A 19,334-nucleotide genomic window follows, 5' to 3' on the forward strand; every position below is an offset into this window, starting at 1 on the left:
AAAGACGACATTAGCCTCATTTTTGAGCGGGCTAGACGATCGCTTGATCAAAAGGCAGAGCGATCTTACTGAGCTCATCGCGCTGCCAAGCCAAGGCTCCGCCGCTGCCATATCTCGGACGGTGAATCGTATGGCCCATGAGGCCGCGCCGCAGCTCCTCGTCCAACCCTCCCTCCTTCATCCGATCCTCGAAAGAGTGTCGCAGGCTGTAGAACGTGTGCTTGGCGCTGGGCAGGAGCTTGTTCTCGCGCAGGTACTTGTTGATCGCCGTCGTAAGGCTGTTTTCCTTGTCCAAGTAGCGCGGGAACCCGTTGGGGTGCTTCTTGAATACGGCCAGTGCGACACCGACCAGAGGGATGGAGCGAACCGAGGACTCGGTCTTGATCTCTCGCGGGTTGTCGACATCCTCCCGCGGCTCGATGCGAATGTAGGGCACATCGACGTCGAGGAAGATCGAACCCCTCGTCAGATTGCACAGCTCACTCGGCCTGGCGCCGGTTTCAATCATCGCCAAGACAACTCCGCGCGCCTCCGCGTTCATGCCCGCCATGGCGCCAACGGCCATCAGTTTTGTCTTTATCCACTCGGAAGGGATCGGCGGACGCGAACGCTTTGTCTTTTCTGAAAATGAGAGATTCTCGAAAGGGTTCTGTTGAACCGTGATCCCTTGGTGCTTGAAGTAGCTCTCGTAGAGCCCCCGCATGTTGCCAAGGTCGCGGTTCCCGGATGTAGCCTTGTGCGTCGCCCGTCCAGTCTTGGGAGCGATCCTGGCCAGCCAATGCGCGTACAGCTTTTGTGCGTCGGAGCGCGTGATGTCGGCTATTGGCTTGTCGCCGGCCAGATCGATGAAATTGTTGACCGCCCGTTGTTTGACCTTCTTCCAGGACTGCTTCTGGCTCTCGCTCTTCCCTCTGAGCTCGTCATGAACAATCTCATCTGTATAAATCCTAAAGGCCTCAGAGACCTTCACCTGTGGAACGTCTTCCAGTCCGAGAACGGCTCTTCTGCTCGCGTTAGGCGCCCGTGCGTCCATCACGGCCTCCAAGCGCTCAACCACGTCGTTAAGGCTCCACGCCGCAGCTAGATCTTCTGCAGACCTATAGCTGTAGCCCATGGCCTCGACCCGCCTCACCGCGGCTTGATAGCGTGCCTGCGCAGCGTCTACCGCTTCGTCGGTGATCATCGATGCCCAAAGGAGATTGTCGGCCGCCTCTAGGGCATCTCGTTTGCTTCTTGCAAGAACGAGATCGGACGTCTTCAGAGATGTCCTGACATGTGGTGCGCGCTTGTCCTTGGGCACCACGATTGCCGGCACTCGACGCTTGTAGTGGTAGATACCACGACGCAGAATTAGGTGACGATCCAAGTCGTTTTTTGTGGTTCTTTTCATATCCGTTGCCCCGGATAGCGCCATGCGTGGCGCGCCATGTGGCGGCTGTTGTGGCACCAAAAACCGACCCGAAGCAACAGGATTTTTCTGCCAGCTTGAATATCCGGCTTCTTTCAAGCCATTAGGCAAAAAACTTCCAGTTCAAACCGTGGCGTATCATCCGCACCAAATACCACCCTTACCGAGTCTGACACGCCTCAGATCTAGAGCCGGCAAGCCGTGAGGGGCGAGTTCAGGTTGCTATCTGCGCAACGGGCATAATGCTCGGGCACTGGCGACACAGGACGAAGAGCCGGCGACGCCGATCCTCGAAGCCAAGACAGCGGCCGAACTCAACTATGCGCGCATCTACATGCACGGCGGGCGCGGCTGGGTCCAACAAGCAATTCGCCAAGAAACCCCATCTAGTCTCGCGATACCGGCAAGTCCTGATCAATTTAAGTCGGCGCCACAGTGCATTGATTCGACACCTCAAAAGATGCCATGAAGTCGTATTCCTCGGATCCGACGGCTCGATTGGTATTTCATGGCAATCCCGCGAATTCTTCATCAGACATGGAAATCCAGCACCATTCCGGAGAGATTCCGGGACTGATCGCTAAGTTGGCACGAGCACAATAACGGTTGGCAGCGAATTCTGTGGAGTGACAGGATGCTGCTCGAGTTCATCGCCAAGCACTATCCCGAAATCCTGCCCGCCTATTGCGGATACCGCAACGGGGTTCAGCGAGCTGATGCGGCACGCTACATGCTGCTGCACCATTTCGGTGGGGTTTACGCCGATCTCGATTGCGAATGCATCGCCCCCTTCGGCAGCATCATGGATGAAGACCGCATCGTGCTCTGCGAGGAGCCGGACCACCACGCACACGAGCAGAAAAAGGTGCGCAACCTTCCCTACCTGTTATTCAACGGCACGATGGCGAGCCCCCCAGGCCACCCGTTCTGGCAACACCTGATTGCCCGGTTGCCGCTCACCCGGGACACCCGCGATGTCCTGGATTCGACTGGGCCGTTCCTGCTGACGGCGGCGCAACTAAGCTTCCCCGACCAGACCGCCTTTTCGATACATCCGAATCCGCTTTTCAGTCCAATCGACCTCGACGGGCGCGTCGCACCGCCTGAGGGCACGCATGGTCCAACCTTGTCGATTCATCATTGGGCCGGCACCTGGTGGTCTCCCGTCAAACCGCGGCCACTGCTCAGCAGATTACGCCGCGAGTTTTATCGTGCAAGGCACGAACTGACCAAGGGAAAGCAGATGGACGTGGCCGCTGCCCAGGCAAGCGTCGATCGCGCGGTGATCGATCGGCCGCCACCGTCGGGAGGCAACATCGCTGTCCTTGTTCCGCTACGCGACGCCGTCGATCACATCGCCCCCTTCCTGGCTGCGCTGGAAGCGCTGGAACATCCGGCTGAACGCATCAAGCTGGTCTTTTGCGAAGGTGACAGCACCGATGGGACCTGGGACAGACTGAACGAGGCAACAGCCGCCCTTACACACCGCTATCGAGACGTCGTATTCTTGCGCAAGCAACTCGGTACTCACATCGACCGGGAAAAGCGGTCCAAACGAGCATTGCAGCGCGTGCGCCGGGCAGGCATCGCTGCTGTTCGAAACCACCTCATCGAACACGGCCTCGACGAGACCGATGACTGGGCCCTTTGGATGGACATCGATGTCTGGCATTGGCCGGTAGACATTATTGCGAGAATGACGGCAACCGGCCGACGCATCATTGTGCCCAACTGTACGACGTCACCCGGCGGTGACAGTTTCGACCTGAACAGTTTTGTATCGGTCTCGAAACGGCGAGACTATCGCTACTACAGGGCCATGCGGAACGGACTCCACCAGCCACCGGCAAAGGACGGGCGGCTGTATCTCAGCGACCTGCGCAACTATGAGAAGATCGAACTCGATGGCGTCGGCGGGGCAGTGCTGTTGGTCGACGCTGCGCTGCATCGCGGCGGCCGTAGGTTTCCGGAGATCCCTTACAAGTTCCTGATCGAAACGGAGGGCTTCGCCGCGCTTGCCAAGGATCTCGGCATCAGCCCAATCGGACTGCCGCAGGTCGAGGTGCACCACGTGCCCTGGTGAAGCACATCCGCTACCCTGAACGGCGGAACACCAACAATTCTAGTAGAGCGGCTCCTCGAACAGCGCCTTGTCGCCGTCCACCAGCGCCTTGATCTGACTGCTGCCATCCTTGCCAACCGCCAGCTTGATGCCGAAGCTGCGCACGCGCATGTCGCGCTCGATTGCCAGCCCCTCGCCTTCCGGCACGTAGAATCGTTCGATGCCGTAGTCGACGCCGATGGTTGATCCGGGCGCCAGACTCCAACCGCTGCCAATCCGGCCTGCAATGTCGACCTCCCCCGCTCCCGCCGGCGTCGCGGCAGCATCGCCGAGCCACGCGGCCGTCGCGCGCCAATAGCCGTCAGCATCCTTTTTGAGCCGCACGACAACAGGCCCTTCGGTCGCGGTCAGCTCGCTCTCGGGCAAATTTTCGATCTTCTCCACTGGCAGGCGCGAAATCTCGTAGCCCAATCGCACAAAGTCGCCACGCAAGAGGTCGCGCGGGTCGACCGGCTCGACCTTGAGCAACACTTCCTGACCGCTGCGCAGCAGCGCTGCCCGCCCAGCGATCATCCATCCAAGAAAGCCGATCTGCGCCAGCGCGAGAACGGCAGCCGCAATGATGATGTTGTAGCGCGACGTCATGCCGTTGCTCCAGTTGCAGGCTGGCTGTTCATGCGTCTTTCGATACGAATGATGGCATAGGCCAGCCCCGCCAGGACGATCGCTGCGGCAAAGAAGAAGCCTGCCGTACCCAGCATGGTGCCGACGGTGGCGATGTAGACCACGGCGAGTTCGAATGCGAAGCCGATATAGGCAAGCCAGCGCAGTGCCCTGCTCTCGCGCCCGAGAAAGACGATCGCCGCCGCAATGACGGCCAGCGCGACGGCTGCAACCCACACGAAGCCGCGTTCGTCGATCAGGTCGGCCTGCGCCATGCCCACGCCGATCAGGAAACCGATCATCGCATGGACAGGCAACCTGCCGCCCAGCTGAAATACGCGCTCGACCATCGCGGGCAGCAGCGCCGACGCGGCCAGCAGAAGCGCTGAAACCGCGGCAAGGATGATCGCCACCTGCAGCAGATCATTGTGCACTGCAAAAAGAACGGCATACAGGATGAGCGACAGCATGATCAGGTGCCGCGCCGCGCGGCTGCGAGTCCACAATGAAAGCGCCCAGAACACCGCCATCAGCACGATGAAGCCGTGCGGGAATTCCGAGCGGCGGAACCACTCGAAGCCTTTCATGACCAGCCACGTATCGGCAATGGCGACAGCTGCGATGGTGAGCGCGCTGGAACGCAGTGCTGCTGCCGCAATGGCTGTGCCTATGCACCATGTGAGGACAGCCGCCGTCTCATCGCCGGAGAAGTGATACATCTGGCCGATCAAGGCGATAGAGCCGCCGAACGCAGCGGCGGCAATCAGCCACAACGCCTCGGCGAAGGCGCCGTGTCCGCGCTGCTTGAGCAATGCGCCGCCGACATAGCCACAGAGGATGATGGCGAACAATCCGCCAACACGGGCAATGCGCGGAATGGCCTCCCAGTTGGCTGCGACCAGAATGAGAAGGGCCGCAGCAAATAGTAGCGCTGCCATGATGGCGAGGATCGAGCCGAAATTGAGCCCGTTGCGCTCATTGGTCTCGACGTCGCGGGCAAGCGCTGCCCCAGTGGTCCGATCGAGCAACCCGCTTTCGACCCAGCGGTTGATATCCTTCTTAACCTTGCTGGCATAGCTTGCCATAAGTCACCGTCCCCATCACGCACTGCACCACGCGCCCAAACCGTTGGCATTGTGGCCAAATTTCGAGTTGGCCACAATTATGACCAATCCGTGAATGCCCATTAATGTTGCATTGCACAAAACGCATTGCTGCCATGCGAGCATAGCGCTTCAATTTTAATCAGAGCCGACATATCTACGCCTCGTACACAGAAGAGCGAAAAAAGACGAACGGGATACGAAGATGAACCTGATCCGCAATTACCGCAACTGGCGCCGCTACCGTGAGACTGTCTCCGAGCTGAGCCGCCTGTCGAACCGTGAACTCACCGACCTGGGCATTGCCCGCAGCGACATTCACTTTGTCGCGCGCAAGGCCGTCTGATTACCGATCACCTGAACAACCGTCCGAACCGAAAAGAGAACGAAAATGAACTTGCTCCGCACTTACCGTAACTGGCGCGCCTACCGCGAGACGGTGAACGAGCTGGGCCGCCTGTCGAACCGCCAGCTTGCCGATCTCGGCATCAACCGCGGTGACATCGCAGCGATCGCACGCCGCGCCATCTAATCAAGCCTTTCCGACGGGGTCGACCTCCTCCCCGACCCTGCCGGATCCGGTCAGCTTTCTCCTCCTCCCTGAAGCTGACCACCCTAACGCACCCGCCGAACCTCCTCCCTCGGCGGGTGCAGTTACCCCGGAGTTCCGCCCTCTCCCAATTGGCGGACAGAATTTTGCCCGAGCCGACCTCCTCCCCGGCGAAGGCGAATAGGTCAGCTTTCTCCTCCTCCCTGAAGCTGACCACCAAAACGACACCCGCCGGATCTCCTCCCCCGGCGGGTGTTGTCGTTTCTGGATCATGATTTCGGCAAATTGCTAGTTCAGGGCGCCGCTCTCGAGCACGCCGCGTTGCTTCCACTCACTGAGCGGGAAGATGTCGGGCGCGCCACCCATCGGCGCATACCAGGAATCGACCACCCATCTGACGCCATCCGGTGCGCGGATCACCGCCGTCCAGTGCGGATAGCGACCGTCGAGCAGAAAGCCGCGCGAGGTTCTAGCTTCCACCTTGTGATATCTGAAAAGCCCGCGCCCCTGGAGATATCGCAGCAGCGCATCGGTGTTGGTCGACTCGTCGACGCAATCCATCTGGCCCTTGATCTTGGAAGCCCCGAATTCCGATTTCGGCTGGTCGCGAACGCCGGTCACCTGTTGGGCACGGCCTTCGAAATAGCTCACCGCCCTGGAGATCGCGGCGCGCTCGGCCTTCGGCGATGCTCTTCCCGCCGCGAGCAGCGACGCAAATCGCTGCGCATCGCCCGGCCCAAGGACAAGCGTGGAGCGGAAGGCGCAACCGTAACCGTGGCAAATCTGGATGCGCTTCGATTCCGGGGCCGCAGCGACGCGATGAGAAACCGCGACACACGCCAGCACGACCAAGGCGCCAGCCAAGAGCACATGACACTTCGAGCGCCTTGCCATGTGAGGGATCATAAGGTTTGTGGCGCAACAATCGCAACCCCGCAACAGTGCGCATTCCATGGCAATCGTTGCATTCGCGCGACCGAGGCTTTATTCCGGCGAACATGAGCACAAAACCTATCCATATCGTCGGCGGCGGCCTCGCCGGATCTGAAGCAGCATGGCAGGCGGCGCAGGCCGGCGTGCCGGTGATCCTGCACGAAATGCGCCCGGTGCGCGGCACCGATGCGCACAAGACCGAAGGCCTTGCCGAACTGGTCTGCTCGAACTCGTTCCGCTCGGATGACGCCGAGACCAATGCGGTCGGTCTGCTTCATGCCGAGATGCGGCTTGCCGGCTCGCTGATCATGAGCGCCGGCGACGCCAATCAGGTTCCCGCCGGCGGCGCGCTCGCCGTCGACCGCGACGGCTTCTCCGACGCCGTCACCGCGCGGCTCGAAGCGCATCCGCTAATCACCATCGTCCGCGAGGAAGTGACCGGCCTGCCGCCCGCCGATTGGGACCAGGCAATCATCGCCACCGGGCCGCTGACCGCACCATCGCTGGCCGAGGCGATAGCCGCGAACACCTCGTCCGACGCGCTCGCCTTTTTCGACGCGATTGCCCCGATCATCCATTTCGACAGCATCGACATGAACACCTGCTGGTTCCAGTCACGCTATGACAAGGTAGGTCCCGGCGGCACCGGCAAGGACTACATCAACTGCCCGATGGACAAGGAGCAGTACGACGCCTTCGTGCAGGCCCTTCTCGACGGCCAGAAGACCGAATTCAAGGAATGGGAAGGCACGCCCTATTTCGACGGCTGCCTGCCGATCGAGGTCATGTCGGAGCGCGGTCCCGAGACCTTGCGTCACGGTCCGATGAAGCCGATGGGCCTGACCAACGCGCACAACCCCACCGTCAAGGCCTATGCCGTCGTCCAACTGCGCCAGGACAATGCGCTCGGCACGCTTTACAACATGGTCGGCTTCCAGACCAAGCTGAAGCATGGCGAACAGGTGCGCATCTTCCGCACGATACCTGGCCTTGAGAACGCCGAGTTCGCACGTCTCGGCGGTCTGCACCGCAACACCTATCTCAACTCGCCGACGCTGCTTGACCCGACATTGCAGCTCAAGTCGCGCCCCGGCCTGCGCTTCGCCGGCCAGATTACCGGCTGCGAAGGCTATGTCGAAAGCGCGGCCATCGGCCTGCTCGCCGGTCGCTTCGCCGCAGCCGAGCGTCTTGGCCATAAGCTTACCCCGCCGCCGGCGACTACCGGCTTCGGCGCGCTGCTCAACCACATCACCGGCGGCCACATCGTCTCCGACGACGAGCCCGGCAAGCGTTCGTTTCAGCCGATGAACGTCAATTTCGGCCTGTTCCCCGAGATCGAGGCGCCGAAGGTCGAAGGCAAGCGCCTGCGCGGCAAGGAAAAGACCATCGCCAAGAAAAAGGCGATGACCGGCCGCGCGCTGGCGGACTGCCGCGCCTGGCTGGGCATCGCACAGGCGGTGGCTGCCGAATAGACGCCGCTACCAGCCGCGCGAAGCGGCTCTCAGCATCAGGAAATGCTTGCGCAGCAAGGACATGCAGTCCTTGCCGCGCTCCGCCCGGTCGAGATAGGCGGCAGTCAGCGACAGCGGCAGGAAAGCCGGCCGCAGCGAGGGCGGCAAGGACCCGGCCTTGCGCTGGAAGGCAGCCAAGTGCTCGCGCCCCAACGCCACCATGGCCTGCACGGCTTGCCTTGACGATTGCGACTCGGGCTCAGCCAGGAAATCCTCAGGCGTCGTGCCCACGGCCGAGAGAATATCGCGCGGAAGATAGCATTGTCCGCGCCCGCGATGGATCGGCAGCAGCCGCAACAGCCCGGCAATCGCCTGGGCACAGCCGGCATGGCCGGCAAGCTCGGCGTGTTTGGTGGCTTCATCCGGATCGAGGATCAGCGCAGCGAGTTGAATGAGTGCCGAAGTGGTCTCGCCGCAATAGCCTTCGAGGTCAGTGCGTGAGGGCATCGGATCGTCATAGAGATCGAAGATGCGGGCTTCGAGATAATTGTCGAAGGCGGCCAGCGGCAGGCGATGAGCCTCGACCGCGGCCAGCAATGAAGTGGCGATCGGATGCCCGGCGCCGGCATCCTTGTTGCCCGTAGCAAGGACGTCGCGCCACCACTGCAGGCGGATCTCGCCCGGCATCGGCTCGCTGACCCTGTCGCGGATCGCGGCTATTTCGGCATTGAATGCATAGAGCGCAAAAAGCGCCTCGCGCCTGTCGTCCGGCGCGTAGAGCACGGAAAGATAACGGTCGTGGTCGGTGCCACGAACCAGTTCCATGACCGTCTGTACGCCCTCGCCCACCTCAGTCGACAGCAATGAAGGCGGCGGCCACCGCGCGGTCTTCCGCCAGCAGCACATTGTAGGTGCGCACGGCCGCCCCGGTGGACATCGGGTCGGCCGAGATACCGGCTTCCTTGAGCACAGTCCGCAGTTCGGCAGGCAAAGGCTTCAATTCCTTACCCATGCCGACGAGCAGGATCTCGATTTTGTCGGCCTCGCCAAGGAGTCTGGCGAAATCCGCCGGCTTGAGCGCCAGCGGATCAGCCGGCTCCCAGGCATAGATGCCCGAGGGCAGGCACAGGATCGAGCCGCGATGCGACATGTCCGCAAAGCGGAAGCCGCCGTCGCCATAGGCGTCGACGGGGGCCCGCCCTGGGAAATGCGCTTCGCGAATGACCAGTCCTGCCATGGCCGCTTACGATTTCTTAGGCTGGACACCAGCCGGCACGGCCGGCTGATCCTTGCCCTCTGTCTCCAGGCTGTCCGGGCGCAGCCGGAACAGGATGAGCAGCGGGCCAGCAACGAAGACCGACGAGTAGGTACCGACTACGATGCCGAAGATCATGGCAAGCGTGAACGACTGGATGACTTCGCCACCGAATAGGTAGAGGGCCACCAGCGCCAGAAGCGTGGTCACACCGGTAAGAATGGTGCGCGACAGCGTCTGGTTCATGGACATGTTCAGAAGATCCTCGATCGGCATCTTCTTGTACTTGCGCAGATTTTCGCGGACGCGGTCGTAGACCACCACCGTATCGTTGATCGAGTAGCCGACAACAGTCAGAATCGCCGCGATACTGGTCAGGTTGAACTCGATGCCGGTCACGACATAGAGCCCCACCATCATGGTCACGTCGTGCACGGTGGCGATGATCGCACCGAGGCCGAACTGCCATTCAAAGCGGAACCAGATGTAGACCAGCATCGCCAGCATAGAGGCGAGAACGCCGAGCGTTCCGTACCATGCGAGTTCGCTCGACACGGTCGGACCGACCGATTCCACACGACGGAATTCGTAGTCGTTGGAAAGCTCGCCACGCACCTTCTCGACCACGCTCTGTTCAGCATTGTCGCCGGCCTTCTGGCCTTCGACGCGGATGAGCAAGGTGTTGGCGGAGCCGAACTCCTGGACCTGGACGTCGCCGATGTTGAGTTCGCTCAACCTGGCGCGCACTGCGGCGGAACTGGCGTCGCCGCTCTTGGCCTGCACTTCGATGCTTGTGCCGCCGCGGAAATCGATGCCGTAGTTCATCTCAACGCTGAAGAACAGCACCGCAGCGATGATGGAACCCAGCGCCGATAGCGTGAAAGCATAGCGGCGCCACGCCATGAACGGATAATTGGTGTTGTCGGGAACGAAGCGTACACCCCGGGGCAGTTCCTTGGGCTTGAAGCGGCGCAGCCAGATCGCCACCAGCCAGCGGGTCAGGGTGAAGGCGGTGAACACCGTCGTCACGATACCGATGGCCAACGTGACGGCAAAGCCGCGCACCGGACCGGAGCCGAGGTAGAACAGGATGATCGCGGCGATGAAGGTCGTGAAGTTGGCGTCGACGATCGTCGCCAGCGCGCGCGCGAAGCCTTGATCGAGCGATTGGACGAGAGACCGCCCCAACTGCCGCTCTTCGCGGACGCGCTCATAGATGATGACGTTGGAGTCCACCGCCATGCCGACGGTCAGCACGATACCGGCAATGCCGGGCATCGTCAGCGTCGCGCCCAGCAGAGACAGGATCGCGATGATCAAGCACACGTTGGCAGCAAGCGCGATGTTGGCAATGATGCCGAGCGTTCCATAGGCGATCAGCATGAAGCCGACGACCAGGATGCCGGCGATCAGCGAGGCAAACTTGCCTGCGGCAATCGAGTCGGCACCAAGGCTCGGGCCGACGGTGCGTTCTTCGACGATGGTAAGGTCCGCGGGAAGCGCACCGGCGCGCAGCAGGACCGCCAGGTCGTTGGCGCTCTGGGCGGTGAAGTTGCCGGAAATCTGGCCCGAACCGCCAATGATCGGCTCGTTGATGCGGGGCGCCGAGATTACCTGGTTGTCGAGGATGATGGCGAACAGGCGGCCGACATTCTGCTGGGTCGCCTGACCGAAGCGCGACGCACCCTTGCCGTCGAAGCGGAAGGAGACGACAGCCTCGCTGGTACGCTGGTCAAACGTCGCCTGCGCGTCGACGAGGTTTTCGCCCGACACGATGACGCGGTTCTCAATCAGGTAAGGAACAGGCGGGTCGTCCTGCGAATACATCACGGTCGAGCCGGCCGGCGGACGGCCCTGCATGGCCTCCTGAACCGGCATCGATTGATCGACCATCTGGAAGGTCAGCTTGGCGGTTTTGCCAAGGATTTCCTTGAGGCGTGTCGGATCCTGCAGACCCGGCACCTGGACGAGGATGCGGTCGGCACCGGCGCGCTGGATGATCGGCTCGGTCGTGCCGAGTTCGTTGACGCGGCGGCCGACGACCTCGATCGACTGGGTGACGGCGTTGCTGACGCGGTGGTCGATACCTTCTTCCGTCAGCGTGAAGCGCAGCACGCCCGGTTCCGGCTCTTCGAGCGCCAGTTCATGCACGCCGCTGCCACCGAACACGCCGGTCGAAACCGGCTGCGTCAGCGACGCAAGAGCAGTCTTTGCCGCAGCGAGTTCGTTCGGGTCGGTGATGCGCACCTGTATCGTCTTGCCGGTCCCGGTAAGCCCGGTATAGCCGATCTTGGCGTCGCGCAGCATCGTGCGGATGTCGTCGCGCGTCGCCTGCAGGCGTTCGTCGACCAGATCCTGCCTGTCGACCGCAAGCAGGATGTGCGAACCGCCCTGAAGGTCGAGGCCAAGCGTCAACGCTCGCTTCGGGAACCATCCCGGCATGGAGTCCAGCTGCGATTGCGTCAGCATGTTCGGGATGGTGAAGAGCACCCCGAGGAGGACCACGGCCCAGATCGAGATCGTCTTCCAGCGCGAGAAATAAAGCATGTGGCCTCGTCCGTTAAGGCGTGAAAGCGGTGCGTTCCGCCTTTAATACGGTTATTTCTTGGCGTTCTGGTTGGCGATTGGCTCGCCCTTGACCCGAACGTCGGCAATCGTTGCGCGCAGCGCCGTCACCTTGACGCCGTTACCCAGGTCGACCTCGAGTTCGTTATCGTCGATGACCTTCGTCACCTTGCCGACGAAGCCGCCGCCGGTGACGACCGTGTCGCCGCGACGGATCGCAGAGAGCATTTCGCCACGCTTCTTGAGCTGGGTGCGCTGCGGGCGAATGATGAGAAAATACATTACCACAAAGATCAGCACAAACGGCAGAATGCTGACGAATACGTCGGGCGTGACCCCAGTGGCCTGTGCGTATGCCGGCGTGACGAACATGAATGTCTCCTGAGAAGTATCGGGAGGCCGCATGACCGGCCCCTGGAAATGTGGCCGGAATATAGTGGCTAAAGCGACCAATGCAACTGCGCATCAGGCCCGATACCGAGCTTTTCCGCCTTGTTCGCGCATGGTAGAGGCTGACCCCACGCGATTTTCAAGCTAGGGAAGTGCCGACCATGGAAAAGACGATCGAAGCGCTCAACTACAAGCTCGACCTTCTGATCGCCACCGTCGCCCGCCTGGCGCCGCCGGTTGTGCCGCAAACGGACATGGAGATCGCCGATTGTTTCGTCTGGGCGGCCGATCCCGGATTTCTCGAGCCGGTGCATCGCGTCAATCGGGTCGACATCGGCCTGATCAAGGGCGTCGACCGCGTGCGCGATATCCTCGTCGACAACACCGAGCGCTTCGCCGCCGGCCTCCCCGCCAACAACGTGCTGCTTTGGGGCACGCGCGGCATGGGCAAATCGTCGCTGGTCAAGGCAGCCCATGCCACCGTCAACGCCGGTCGCACTGGCAAGGCCCCGCTCAAGCTGATCGAGATCCATCGCGAGGACATCGATACGCTGCCCAGACTGATGAACCTGCTGAAGGCTGCCCCCTATCGCTTCATCCTGTTCTGCGACGATCTCTCGTTCGATCACGACGACACCTCCTACAAGTCGCTGAAGGCAGCGCTTGAAGGCGGCGTCGAGGGCCGTCCCAACAACGTCATCTTCTATGCCACATCGAATCGCCGCCACCTGTTGCCGCGTGACATGATCGAAAATGAGCGCTCGACGGCGATCAATCCGTCCGAGGCGGTAGAGGAAAAAGTCTCGCTGTCGGATCGTTTCGGCCTTTGGCTCGGCTTCCACAAATGCTCGCAGGACGAGTATCTCGACATGGTCGACGGTTATGCCCGCTACCATGGCCTCGACACCGCCGCCGACACGCTGCGTGCAGAGGCGCTCGAATGGGCGACGACGCGCGGCAGCCGGTCCGGCCGCGTTGCCTGGCAGTTCATCCAGGATCTTGCCGGCCGGCTCGGCAAGCCGCTCAAGGACTGAGCGGCTTCAGACACGAAAACGCCCGCCCCTGATCGGGACGGGCGAATCTGACGGCCATAACTGGAGGTCAGGGGCCGCGAAAAGCTATTCGAGGTAAGTGCTCGGATCGACCGGCGCCGAATTCTTGCGCACTTCGAAGTGCAGCTTGGGCGCATCCGTGGAGCCGCTCATGCCAGACAGAGCGATCTCGTCGCCGCGCTTGACCTTTTGCCCGCGCTGCACCTTGAGCTGGCTGGCATGGCCATAGACGGTGACCAGGCCGTTCTCGTGGCGCACCAGAACAGTGTTGCCGAATTCCTTGAGGCCGTCGCCGGCATAGATGACGACGCCATTTTCGGCCGCCTTCACCGGCGTGCCCTCGGGCACGGAGATGTCGATGCCATCGCTGGATTTGCCGCCGCCCTTGCCATAATTGGCGACCACGCGGCCGCGGACCGGCCAACGCATGCGGTCGATGCCGGTCGAATTCGGCGCCACTTCGGCTGAATCCTCAGCCTGCTGTACCAGCTTGTCCTTCTTCGGTGGCGTGTAGGCAGCAACCACCGGAGCTTCGTTTCCGGCTGGTTTCGCGTCTGCTACGGCAGGCTTCGCCGGAGCGGGCGTAGCGGTGACGACAGGATCGACCGCGGCGGGCGCCGCCTTGGCAATGGCCGTCGACGCGGGTCCGGCGGACGGCACCTTCAGGGTCTGGCCGATACGGATGCGGCCGTCCTGCAGGCCGTTGGCCTCCTTGAGCGCGGCGGTGGTGACGCCGAGCTTGCCGGCAATGCGATTGAGCGTGTCGCCCTCGACCACCTTGTAGGACCCGCCAGCACCTGCCGGCTTGGCATTATTGGCCGCTGATGCGTCGAGCTGAGCGGCTGCGCCGCTCTCCTTGGTCCTGGGCTGTTGCGGCAGCACAGCAACCTTTTCGGAGTTCGCAGGCAGGTTGGCCGGCAGCGGCTTCTTGCCCGCCTCGCCCGGAACCTTCAGCACATTGTCTTGCGCTTGCGCGACCTTTGGCTGCGCCGGCGCTTGTTGGGCGACTGGAGCCAGTGCGGGGGCCTGGGCGGTACGGACCGGTTCGGCAACTGGTGCAAGAGCGGGTGCGGCTGCGACGGGTGCCGGCAGCGGCTGCGAAGAGACAGGCTGAAGACTGCCGCGACTCACTGAACCGGAGCTTGAAGCAGCCAGCGGGGCCGCCTGGGTTTCACCCGGATAGACCTGCGCCTGCGACTGCTGATTGATGATTTCGCGCTGATTTGGCGTCGCGGAGGTGAAGATGTCGTCAATCCCGCTGCCGCCGAATCGCGCCACCCCCGAACTGCACCCGGCAGCCATGCCGGCCACCACCAGAACGGCGCCGCCACGCGCCAGAGAGCGTCCATTAGCCTTCAAAACACTGAAACGCATCGCCATGACCCGCGCTTTACCCTATACCAACTGGCATGATTAAAGCGCGTTAATGTTACTGGTCGGTTAAGGGGATCAAATAAATCAACGGCTTCGGCAATGCGCTCCGAACGCACGGCAATGCCCTCGGAGCGGCCCTTCATACAGATGTCGGATAGGTTTGGTTCCGCCGCCGCTCAGAGCACGGCAGCGACGCCGCGAGCCAGGGGCTGCAGGCGGACCGTGCCAAGATCCTCGCGCTCAAAACGGCTGCCGACCTTGGTCAGCTTGACCAGCACCTGTTCGCCCTCGTCCGGGCCGATTGGAGCAATCATCGTGCCGCCGCTCGACAGTTGATCCACGAACGTGCGCGGATAGCTGTCAAACGCCGCCCACACCACGATGCGGTCGAAAGGCCCCTCGCCCGGCAGGCCATTGGAGCCGTCGGCCTGGCGGGGCAGCGCATTGCTTATGCCAAGCGCCTCGAAGCGCAGGCGTGCCTGCTCGGTCAGGGTCTTGAAACGGTCGACGGTGACGACGCGCCCCGCCAGCCGCGCCATGACGGCAGCGGTATAACCGGTGCCGGTTCCCACTTCGAGCACCCGGTTGCCGGGCTCGATGTTGAGTGCCGAGATGATCGCCGCCTGGATATCGGCGCCTTCGATCGCCTCGCCGCATTCGATCGGCAGCATCCGGTCCGACCAGGCCAGGGAATGGAACTGGCCGTCGATGAACTGGCGGCGCGGCGTCGCCTCGAAGGCGGCGATCAGGTTCTTCGGAACGATGCCGCGCCCTCGCAAGCGAAGGATAAAGGCGGCGAAGCCTTCGCGGTCGTCCGGCATCAGGGTCATGCGATTGCCTTGGCCAATTGATCGCGCAGTTCATGCGCCGTCATGTCGAGCTTGAGCGGCGTGACGGAGATCTGCTTGTTGCGCACGGCATGCAGATCGGTACCGGGCTTGACGTCCGGTTCATCACGCCCGAAGCGCAGCCAGTAGTATGGCAGGCTGCGGCCGTCGCGGCGCTCCTCGACCCAGATGCCATATGAAAGCTTGCCCTGGCTCGCCACCACCGGACCGGTCACCTCTTCGGGCGGGCAGTTCGGGAAGTTGACGTTGAGCAGCACGCCAATCGGCAGGTCGGTGGCGATCAGCTTCCGCAGCAAGTCGGGCGCCAGCGCCTCAGCGGTTTCGTAGGGTACGATGCGCTCGTCGTTTTCGTAGACATAGGCCTGGCTGAGCGCGATCGAGCGAATGCCGATCAGTGCGCCTTCCATCGCACCGGCCACCGTGCCCGAATAGGTCACGTCGTCGGCGACGTTGAGGCCCGAATTGATGCCCGACAGGATCAGGTCCGGCGGCTCGGGCAGGATCTTGCGCGCCCCCATTATGACGCAGTCGGTTGGCGTGCCGTTCACCGCATAGTGCTTGTCGCTGATCTTGCGCAGCCTGAGCGGCTCGGAGATCGACAGCGAATGCGCGTATCCCGACTGGTCCGTTTCCGGCGCCACAACCCAGACGTCTCCGGACAACTGATTGGCGACGCGCTCCAGGCAGGCTAGCCCTTCGGCGTGGATGCCGTCGTCATTGGTCAGCAGAATGCGCATGTCAGTTCTTTTCGATCTTTTCGAGGCCGCCCATGTAAGGACGCAGCACTTCAGGAATCGTTACGCTGCCGTCCTCGTTCTGGTAGTTTTCAAGCACCGCGATCAGCGCGCGGCCGACCGCCACGCCCGAGCCGTTGAGCGTATGAACGAAGCGCGTACCCTTCTCTTCCTTGGGGCGGTAGCGGGCATCCATGCGGCGCGCCTGGAAATCGCCGCAGACCGAGCAGGACGAAATCTCGCGATAGCTGTTCTGGCCGGGCAGCCAGACCTCAATGTCGTGCGTCTTGCGCGCGCCAAAGCCCATGTCGCCGGTGCAAAGCACCATGGTGCGGAACGGCAGGCCGAGCTTCTTCAGCACCGCTTCGGCGCATTCGGTCATGCGGTCATGCTCGGAAAGCGCGCTTTCGGCGTCGGTGATCGAGACCATCTCGACCTTGTAGAACTGGTGCTGGCGCAGCATGCCGCGGGTGTCGCGCCCGGCCGAGCCCGCTTCCGAACGGAAGCATGGCGTGAGCGCGGTCATGCGCAACGGCAATTGCTCATTCGCAAGGATTTCCTCGCGTACGAGATTGGTCAGCGGCACCTCGGCGGTTGGGATGAGACCCAGCCGGCTGTCGCCGTGCGGCACGAAGAACAGGTCTTCCTCGAATTTGGGCAGATTGCCGGTACCGTACAGCGCATCGTCGCGCACCAGAAGCGGCGCCTGAACCTCGGTGTAACCGTGCTCGGTGGTGTGCAGGTCGAGCATGAACTGGCCGAGAGCGCGTTCCAGGCGCGCCAATTGGCCTTTCAGCACGGTGAAGCGCGAACCGGAGAGCTTGGCTGCCCGCTCGAAATCCATCAAGCCGAGCGCTTCGCCGATCTCGAAATGCTCCTTGACCCAGTTCGGGCGCGGCGGAACCTTGCCCACCTTGCGCAGCTCGACATTGTCGTGCTCGTCCTTGCCGACCGGCACGTCCTCAAGCGGAACGTTGGGAATCACGGCCAGCGCATCATCGAGCGCCTTGTCGAGTTCGCGCTCGCGGCCCTCGCCGTCCTGGATGAAACCCTTGATCTCGGCGACTTCGGCCTTGAGCTTTTCGGCAAGCGCAGAATCGCCCGCCCGCATGGCGTTGCCGATCTCCTTGGAGGCGGCATTGCGGCGCTCCTGCGCATCCTGCAGCTTCGAGACATGGGCGCGGCGCGCCTCGTCCTTGGCGACAAGGCCCTCGACAGTCGACTTCGCCGCCTCGGCCGATTGTCCGCGCTTGCCAAGCGCTTCGATCAGAGCTTCAGGGTTCTCGCGAATCCATTTGATATCAAGCATTTAAAAGGTTCCGGTCGCGGCGGTTGTCAAAACGACCGCGACGGCGGATCGGGCTGTCAGGCGGCGTTGGTGCCGCTGCCTGTGCCTTCGAGAGAGGTCGACGTTGCTGGCGATTGCTCTGCGGCGGGATTGTCGCCCGCGTCCTGCGTTTCGCTCGCCACGCGCTCCTGCTCGCGCTTCCTTTCGATCATCCGGGCGGTCCAGATGGAAATCTCGTAAAGAAGGATCGTGGGAAGGGCAAGGCCGATCTGGCTGACCGGATCGGGCGGCGTCAGCACCGCGGCCACCACGAAAGCAATGACGATCGCCCATTTGCGCTTATCGGCGAGCCCCTGCGAGGAAACCATGCCGACCCGCGCCATCAGCGTCGTCACCACTGGTAGCTGAAACACAAGGCCGAAGGAGAAGATCAGCGTCATGATGAGGCTGAGATACTCCGACACCTTGGGCAGCAGCGAAATCTGCACCTGATCGTCCGTGCCGGCCTGCTGCATGGCGAGGAAGAACCACATCACCATCGGCGTGAAGAAGAAATAGACCAGCGACGCGCCCATCAGGAACAGGATCGGCGAGGCGATCAGGAAGGGCAGGAAGGCTGCACGCTCATTCTTGTAAAGCCCGGGCGCGATGAACTTGTAGATCTGCGTGGCAATCAGCGGAAACGCGATCACCATGCCACCGAACATGGCGAGCTTGATCTGGGTGAAGAAGAATTCCTGCGGGGCGGTGTAGATCAGCTCGACCTTGTGCGGGTCGAGCCCGGCCCATTTCGTCGCCCATTTGAACGGAATGACGAGCAGGTTGAACAGCTGCTTGGCGAAGAAGAAGCAGACCAGGAAGGCGACGAAGAAGCCACCAATCGACCATATGAGTCGCGTCCGCAACTCGATGAGGTGCTCGATCAGCGGAGCCGATGACTTTTCGATCTCGTCGTCTTCGGCGCTCACGAGTCTTTTCCTGCTTTGGTCGCTGCCTTGGCAGCGGTCTTCTTGGGCGCATCGGCTTTGGGCGCAGCAGGCTTGGCCTTTGTTGGCGCCCCGCTTGCCTTGGGCTTCGCAGCCGGCTTGGCGTCCGTCGCCACCTTGGCCTTTGCAGCTGTTTTGGACTTTGCGGCCGCCTTCGGCTTTTCTGCCTTAGCCACGGCTGCCGGGACCGGCGTCGAACGGCTTTCCGCAGCCGGGAACACCGGCGTCGCAGGCATCGCCTCGGGCCCGGCAACGCCTGGCATCGCGGTCGCGCCGCCCTTGAGCGGCTCCGCAGGATGCGCGACCTCCGAAGCCGGATCGGCCGGAGCGGCTGGCTGAGACGGCTTCATCGCCGAATCAAAGCCGGCACGCACATCGGCTGCAGCCTGCTCGAAAGGATTGAGCTGCTTCTTGATCTCGTTGGCCGGATTGAGGCCTTTGAGGTCGTCGAACGACTTCTTGACGTCGTCGAGTTCGGCTTCCTTCAGCGCCTCGTTGAACTGGCGCTGAAAATCACCTGCCATAGAACGTGCCTTGCCCATCATCCGCCCCATCGTGCGGAGCATCTTGGGCAAATCCTTGGGGCCGACGACCACGATCATGACGACCGCGATCACCAGCATTTCGGTCCAGCCGATTTCAAACATGTCGGTGCGATCCGGCTAGCAGGAG

Annotated in this window: 19 protein-coding genes; 5 read left to right on the top strand and 14 right to left on the bottom strand. The window is 62.2% G+C overall.

Annotation, left to right across the window (positions count from 1 at the left end; genetic code table 11):
- Positions 1–31: 31 nt before the first annotated feature.
- On the bottom strand, positions 32–1,390 hold the full coding sequence (locus ABSY17_RS15160) for a DUF6538 domain-containing protein (RefSeq protein ID WP_378952271.1): 1,359 nt from the start codon (positions 1,388–1,390) through the stop codon (positions 32–34).
- A 652-nt stretch (positions 1,391–2,042) separates the two neighbouring features.
- Here ABSY17_RS15160 and ABSY17_RS15165 point away from each other — a divergent pair.
- A complete protein-coding gene (locus ABSY17_RS15165) occupies positions 2,043–3,491 on the top strand; it encodes a glycosyltransferase (RefSeq protein ID WP_378952274.1) in 1,449 nt (482 codons plus the stop codon).
- A 39-nt stretch (positions 3,492–3,530) separates the two neighbouring features.
- On the opposite strand, the gene ABSY17_RS15170 is transcribed toward ABSY17_RS15165, so the two are convergent.
- Together ABSY17_RS15170 and ABSY17_RS15175 are read right to left on the bottom strand one after the other, a co-directional pair.
- On the bottom strand, positions 3,531–4,115 hold the full coding sequence (locus ABSY17_RS15170) for a GDYXXLXY domain-containing protein (RefSeq protein WP_378952277.1): 585 nt from the start codon (positions 4,113–4,115) through the stop codon (positions 3,531–3,533).
- A complete protein-coding gene (locus tag ABSY17_RS15175) occupies positions 4,112–5,218 on the bottom strand; it encodes a DUF2157 domain-containing protein (protein ID WP_378952280.1) in 1,107 nt (368 codons plus the stop codon). Before ABSY17_RS15175 ends, ABSY17_RS15170 begins: the two co-directional genes overlap by 4 nt.
- A 223-nt stretch (positions 5,219–5,441) precedes the next feature.
- Here ABSY17_RS15175 and ABSY17_RS15180 point away from each other — a divergent pair, with 223 nt between their 5' ends.
- A complete protein-coding gene (locus tag ABSY17_RS15180) occupies positions 5,442–5,582 on the top strand; it encodes a DUF1127 domain-containing protein (protein ID WP_378952283.1) in 141 nt (46 codons plus the stop codon).
- Between the two features lie 45 nt (positions 5,583–5,627).
- Complete coding sequence (locus tag ABSY17_RS15185; RefSeq protein ID WP_378952286.1) at positions 5,628–5,768, top strand: DUF1127 domain-containing protein; 141 nt, start codon at positions 5,628–5,630, stop codon at positions 5,766–5,768.
- 306 nt (positions 5,769–6,074) lie between these two features.
- On the opposite strand, the gene ABSY17_RS15190 is transcribed toward ABSY17_RS15185, so the two are convergent.
- Positions 6,075–6,680 carry a hypothetical protein gene (locus ABSY17_RS15190; protein WP_378952289.1) on the bottom strand — a complete coding sequence of 202 codons (606 nt, stop codon included), beginning with the start codon at positions 6,678–6,680 and terminating at the stop codon, positions 6,075–6,077.
- Between the two features lie 104 nt (positions 6,681–6,784).
- On the opposite strand from ABSY17_RS15190, the gene trmFO reads away from it, so the two are divergent.
- A complete protein-coding gene (gene trmFO / locus ABSY17_RS15195; RefSeq protein WP_378952292.1) occupies positions 6,785–8,191 on the top strand; it encodes a methylenetetrahydrofolate--tRNA-(uracil(54)-C(5))-methyltransferase (FADH(2)-oxidizing) TrmFO in 1,407 nt (468 codons plus the stop codon).
- 6 nt (positions 8,192–8,197) lie between these two features.
- Here trmFO and ABSY17_RS15200 read toward each other — a convergent pair whose 3' ends face one another.
- From ABSY17_RS15200 to yajC, 4 genes are read right to left on the bottom strand one after another with little or no spacing between them, the layout of a single operon-like run.
- A complete protein-coding gene (locus tag ABSY17_RS15200) occupies positions 8,198–8,995 on the bottom strand; it encodes a phytoene/squalene synthase family protein (RefSeq protein ID WP_378952295.1) in 798 nt (265 codons plus the stop codon).
- 25 nt (positions 8,996–9,020) lie between these two features.
- Positions 9,021–9,407 (bottom strand): Mth938-like domain-containing protein, encoded by a 387-nt coding sequence (locus ABSY17_RS15205; protein WP_378952297.1) that lies wholly within the window; start codon positions 9,405–9,407, stop codon positions 9,021–9,023.
- Positions 9,408–9,413: 6 nt separating this feature from the next.
- Positions 9,414–11,972: a protein translocase subunit SecDF gene (gene secDF, locus ABSY17_RS15210; RefSeq protein WP_378952300.1), complete on the bottom strand. Its 2,559-nt coding sequence runs from the start codon at positions 11,970–11,972 to the stop codon at positions 9,414–9,416.
- Positions 11,973–12,023: 51 nt separating this feature from the next.
- Positions 12,024–12,362 carry a preprotein translocase subunit YajC gene (gene yajC / locus ABSY17_RS15215; RefSeq protein ID WP_378952303.1) on the bottom strand — a complete coding sequence of 113 codons (339 nt, stop codon included), beginning with the start codon at positions 12,360–12,362 and terminating at the stop codon, positions 12,024–12,026.
- A gap of 179 nt (positions 12,363–12,541) precedes the next feature.
- Here yajC and ABSY17_RS15220 point away from each other — a divergent pair, with 179 nt between their 5' ends.
- A complete protein-coding gene (locus tag ABSY17_RS15220) occupies positions 12,542–13,414 on the top strand; it encodes an ATP-binding protein (protein WP_378952306.1) in 873 nt (290 codons plus the stop codon).
- An 84-nt stretch (positions 13,415–13,498) separates the two neighbouring features.
- On the opposite strand, the gene ABSY17_RS15225 is transcribed toward ABSY17_RS15220, so the two are convergent.
- The 6 genes from ABSY17_RS15225 to tatB form a co-directional block, all read right to left on the bottom strand.
- Positions 13,499–14,806: a peptidoglycan DD-metalloendopeptidase family protein gene (locus ABSY17_RS15225; RefSeq protein WP_378952712.1), complete on the bottom strand. Its 1,308-nt coding sequence runs from the start codon at positions 14,804–14,806 to the stop codon at positions 13,499–13,501.
- A 176-nt stretch (positions 14,807–14,982) separates the two neighbouring features.
- On the bottom strand, positions 14,983–15,636 hold the full coding sequence (locus ABSY17_RS15230) for a protein-L-isoaspartate(D-aspartate) O-methyltransferase (protein ID WP_378952309.1): 654 nt from the start codon (positions 15,634–15,636) through the stop codon (positions 14,983–14,985).
- On the bottom strand, positions 15,633–16,391 hold the full coding sequence (gene surE / locus ABSY17_RS15235) for a 5'/3'-nucleotidase SurE (protein WP_378952312.1): 759 nt from the start codon (positions 16,389–16,391) through the stop codon (positions 15,633–15,635). Before surE ends, ABSY17_RS15230 begins: the two co-directional genes overlap by 4 nt.
- 1 nt (position 16,392) lies before the next feature.
- Positions 16,393–17,697, bottom strand: a complete 1,305-nt coding sequence (gene serS / locus ABSY17_RS15240) for a serine--tRNA ligase (protein ID WP_378952315.1) — start codon at positions 17,695–17,697, stop codon at positions 16,393–16,395.
- A 56-nt stretch (positions 17,698–17,753) separates the two neighbouring features.
- Complete coding sequence (gene tatC / locus ABSY17_RS15245) at positions 17,754–18,644, bottom strand: twin-arginine translocase subunit TatC (RefSeq protein WP_378952318.1); 891 nt, start codon at positions 18,642–18,644, stop codon at positions 17,754–17,756.
- Entirely contained in the window at positions 18,641–19,309 is a 669-nt protein-coding gene (tatB, locus tag ABSY17_RS15250; RefSeq protein ID WP_378952321.1) for a Sec-independent protein translocase protein TatB, read from the bottom strand. Before tatB ends, tatC begins: the two co-directional genes overlap by 4 nt.
- Positions 19,310–19,334 lie beyond the last annotated feature (25 nt).

It is taken from the genome of Mesorhizobium sp. ANAO-SY3R2 (assembly GCF_042466635.1).
In the GTDB taxonomy this organism is placed as follows: Bacteria; Pseudomonadota; Alphaproteobacteria; order Rhizobiales; family Rhizobiaceae; genus Aminobacter.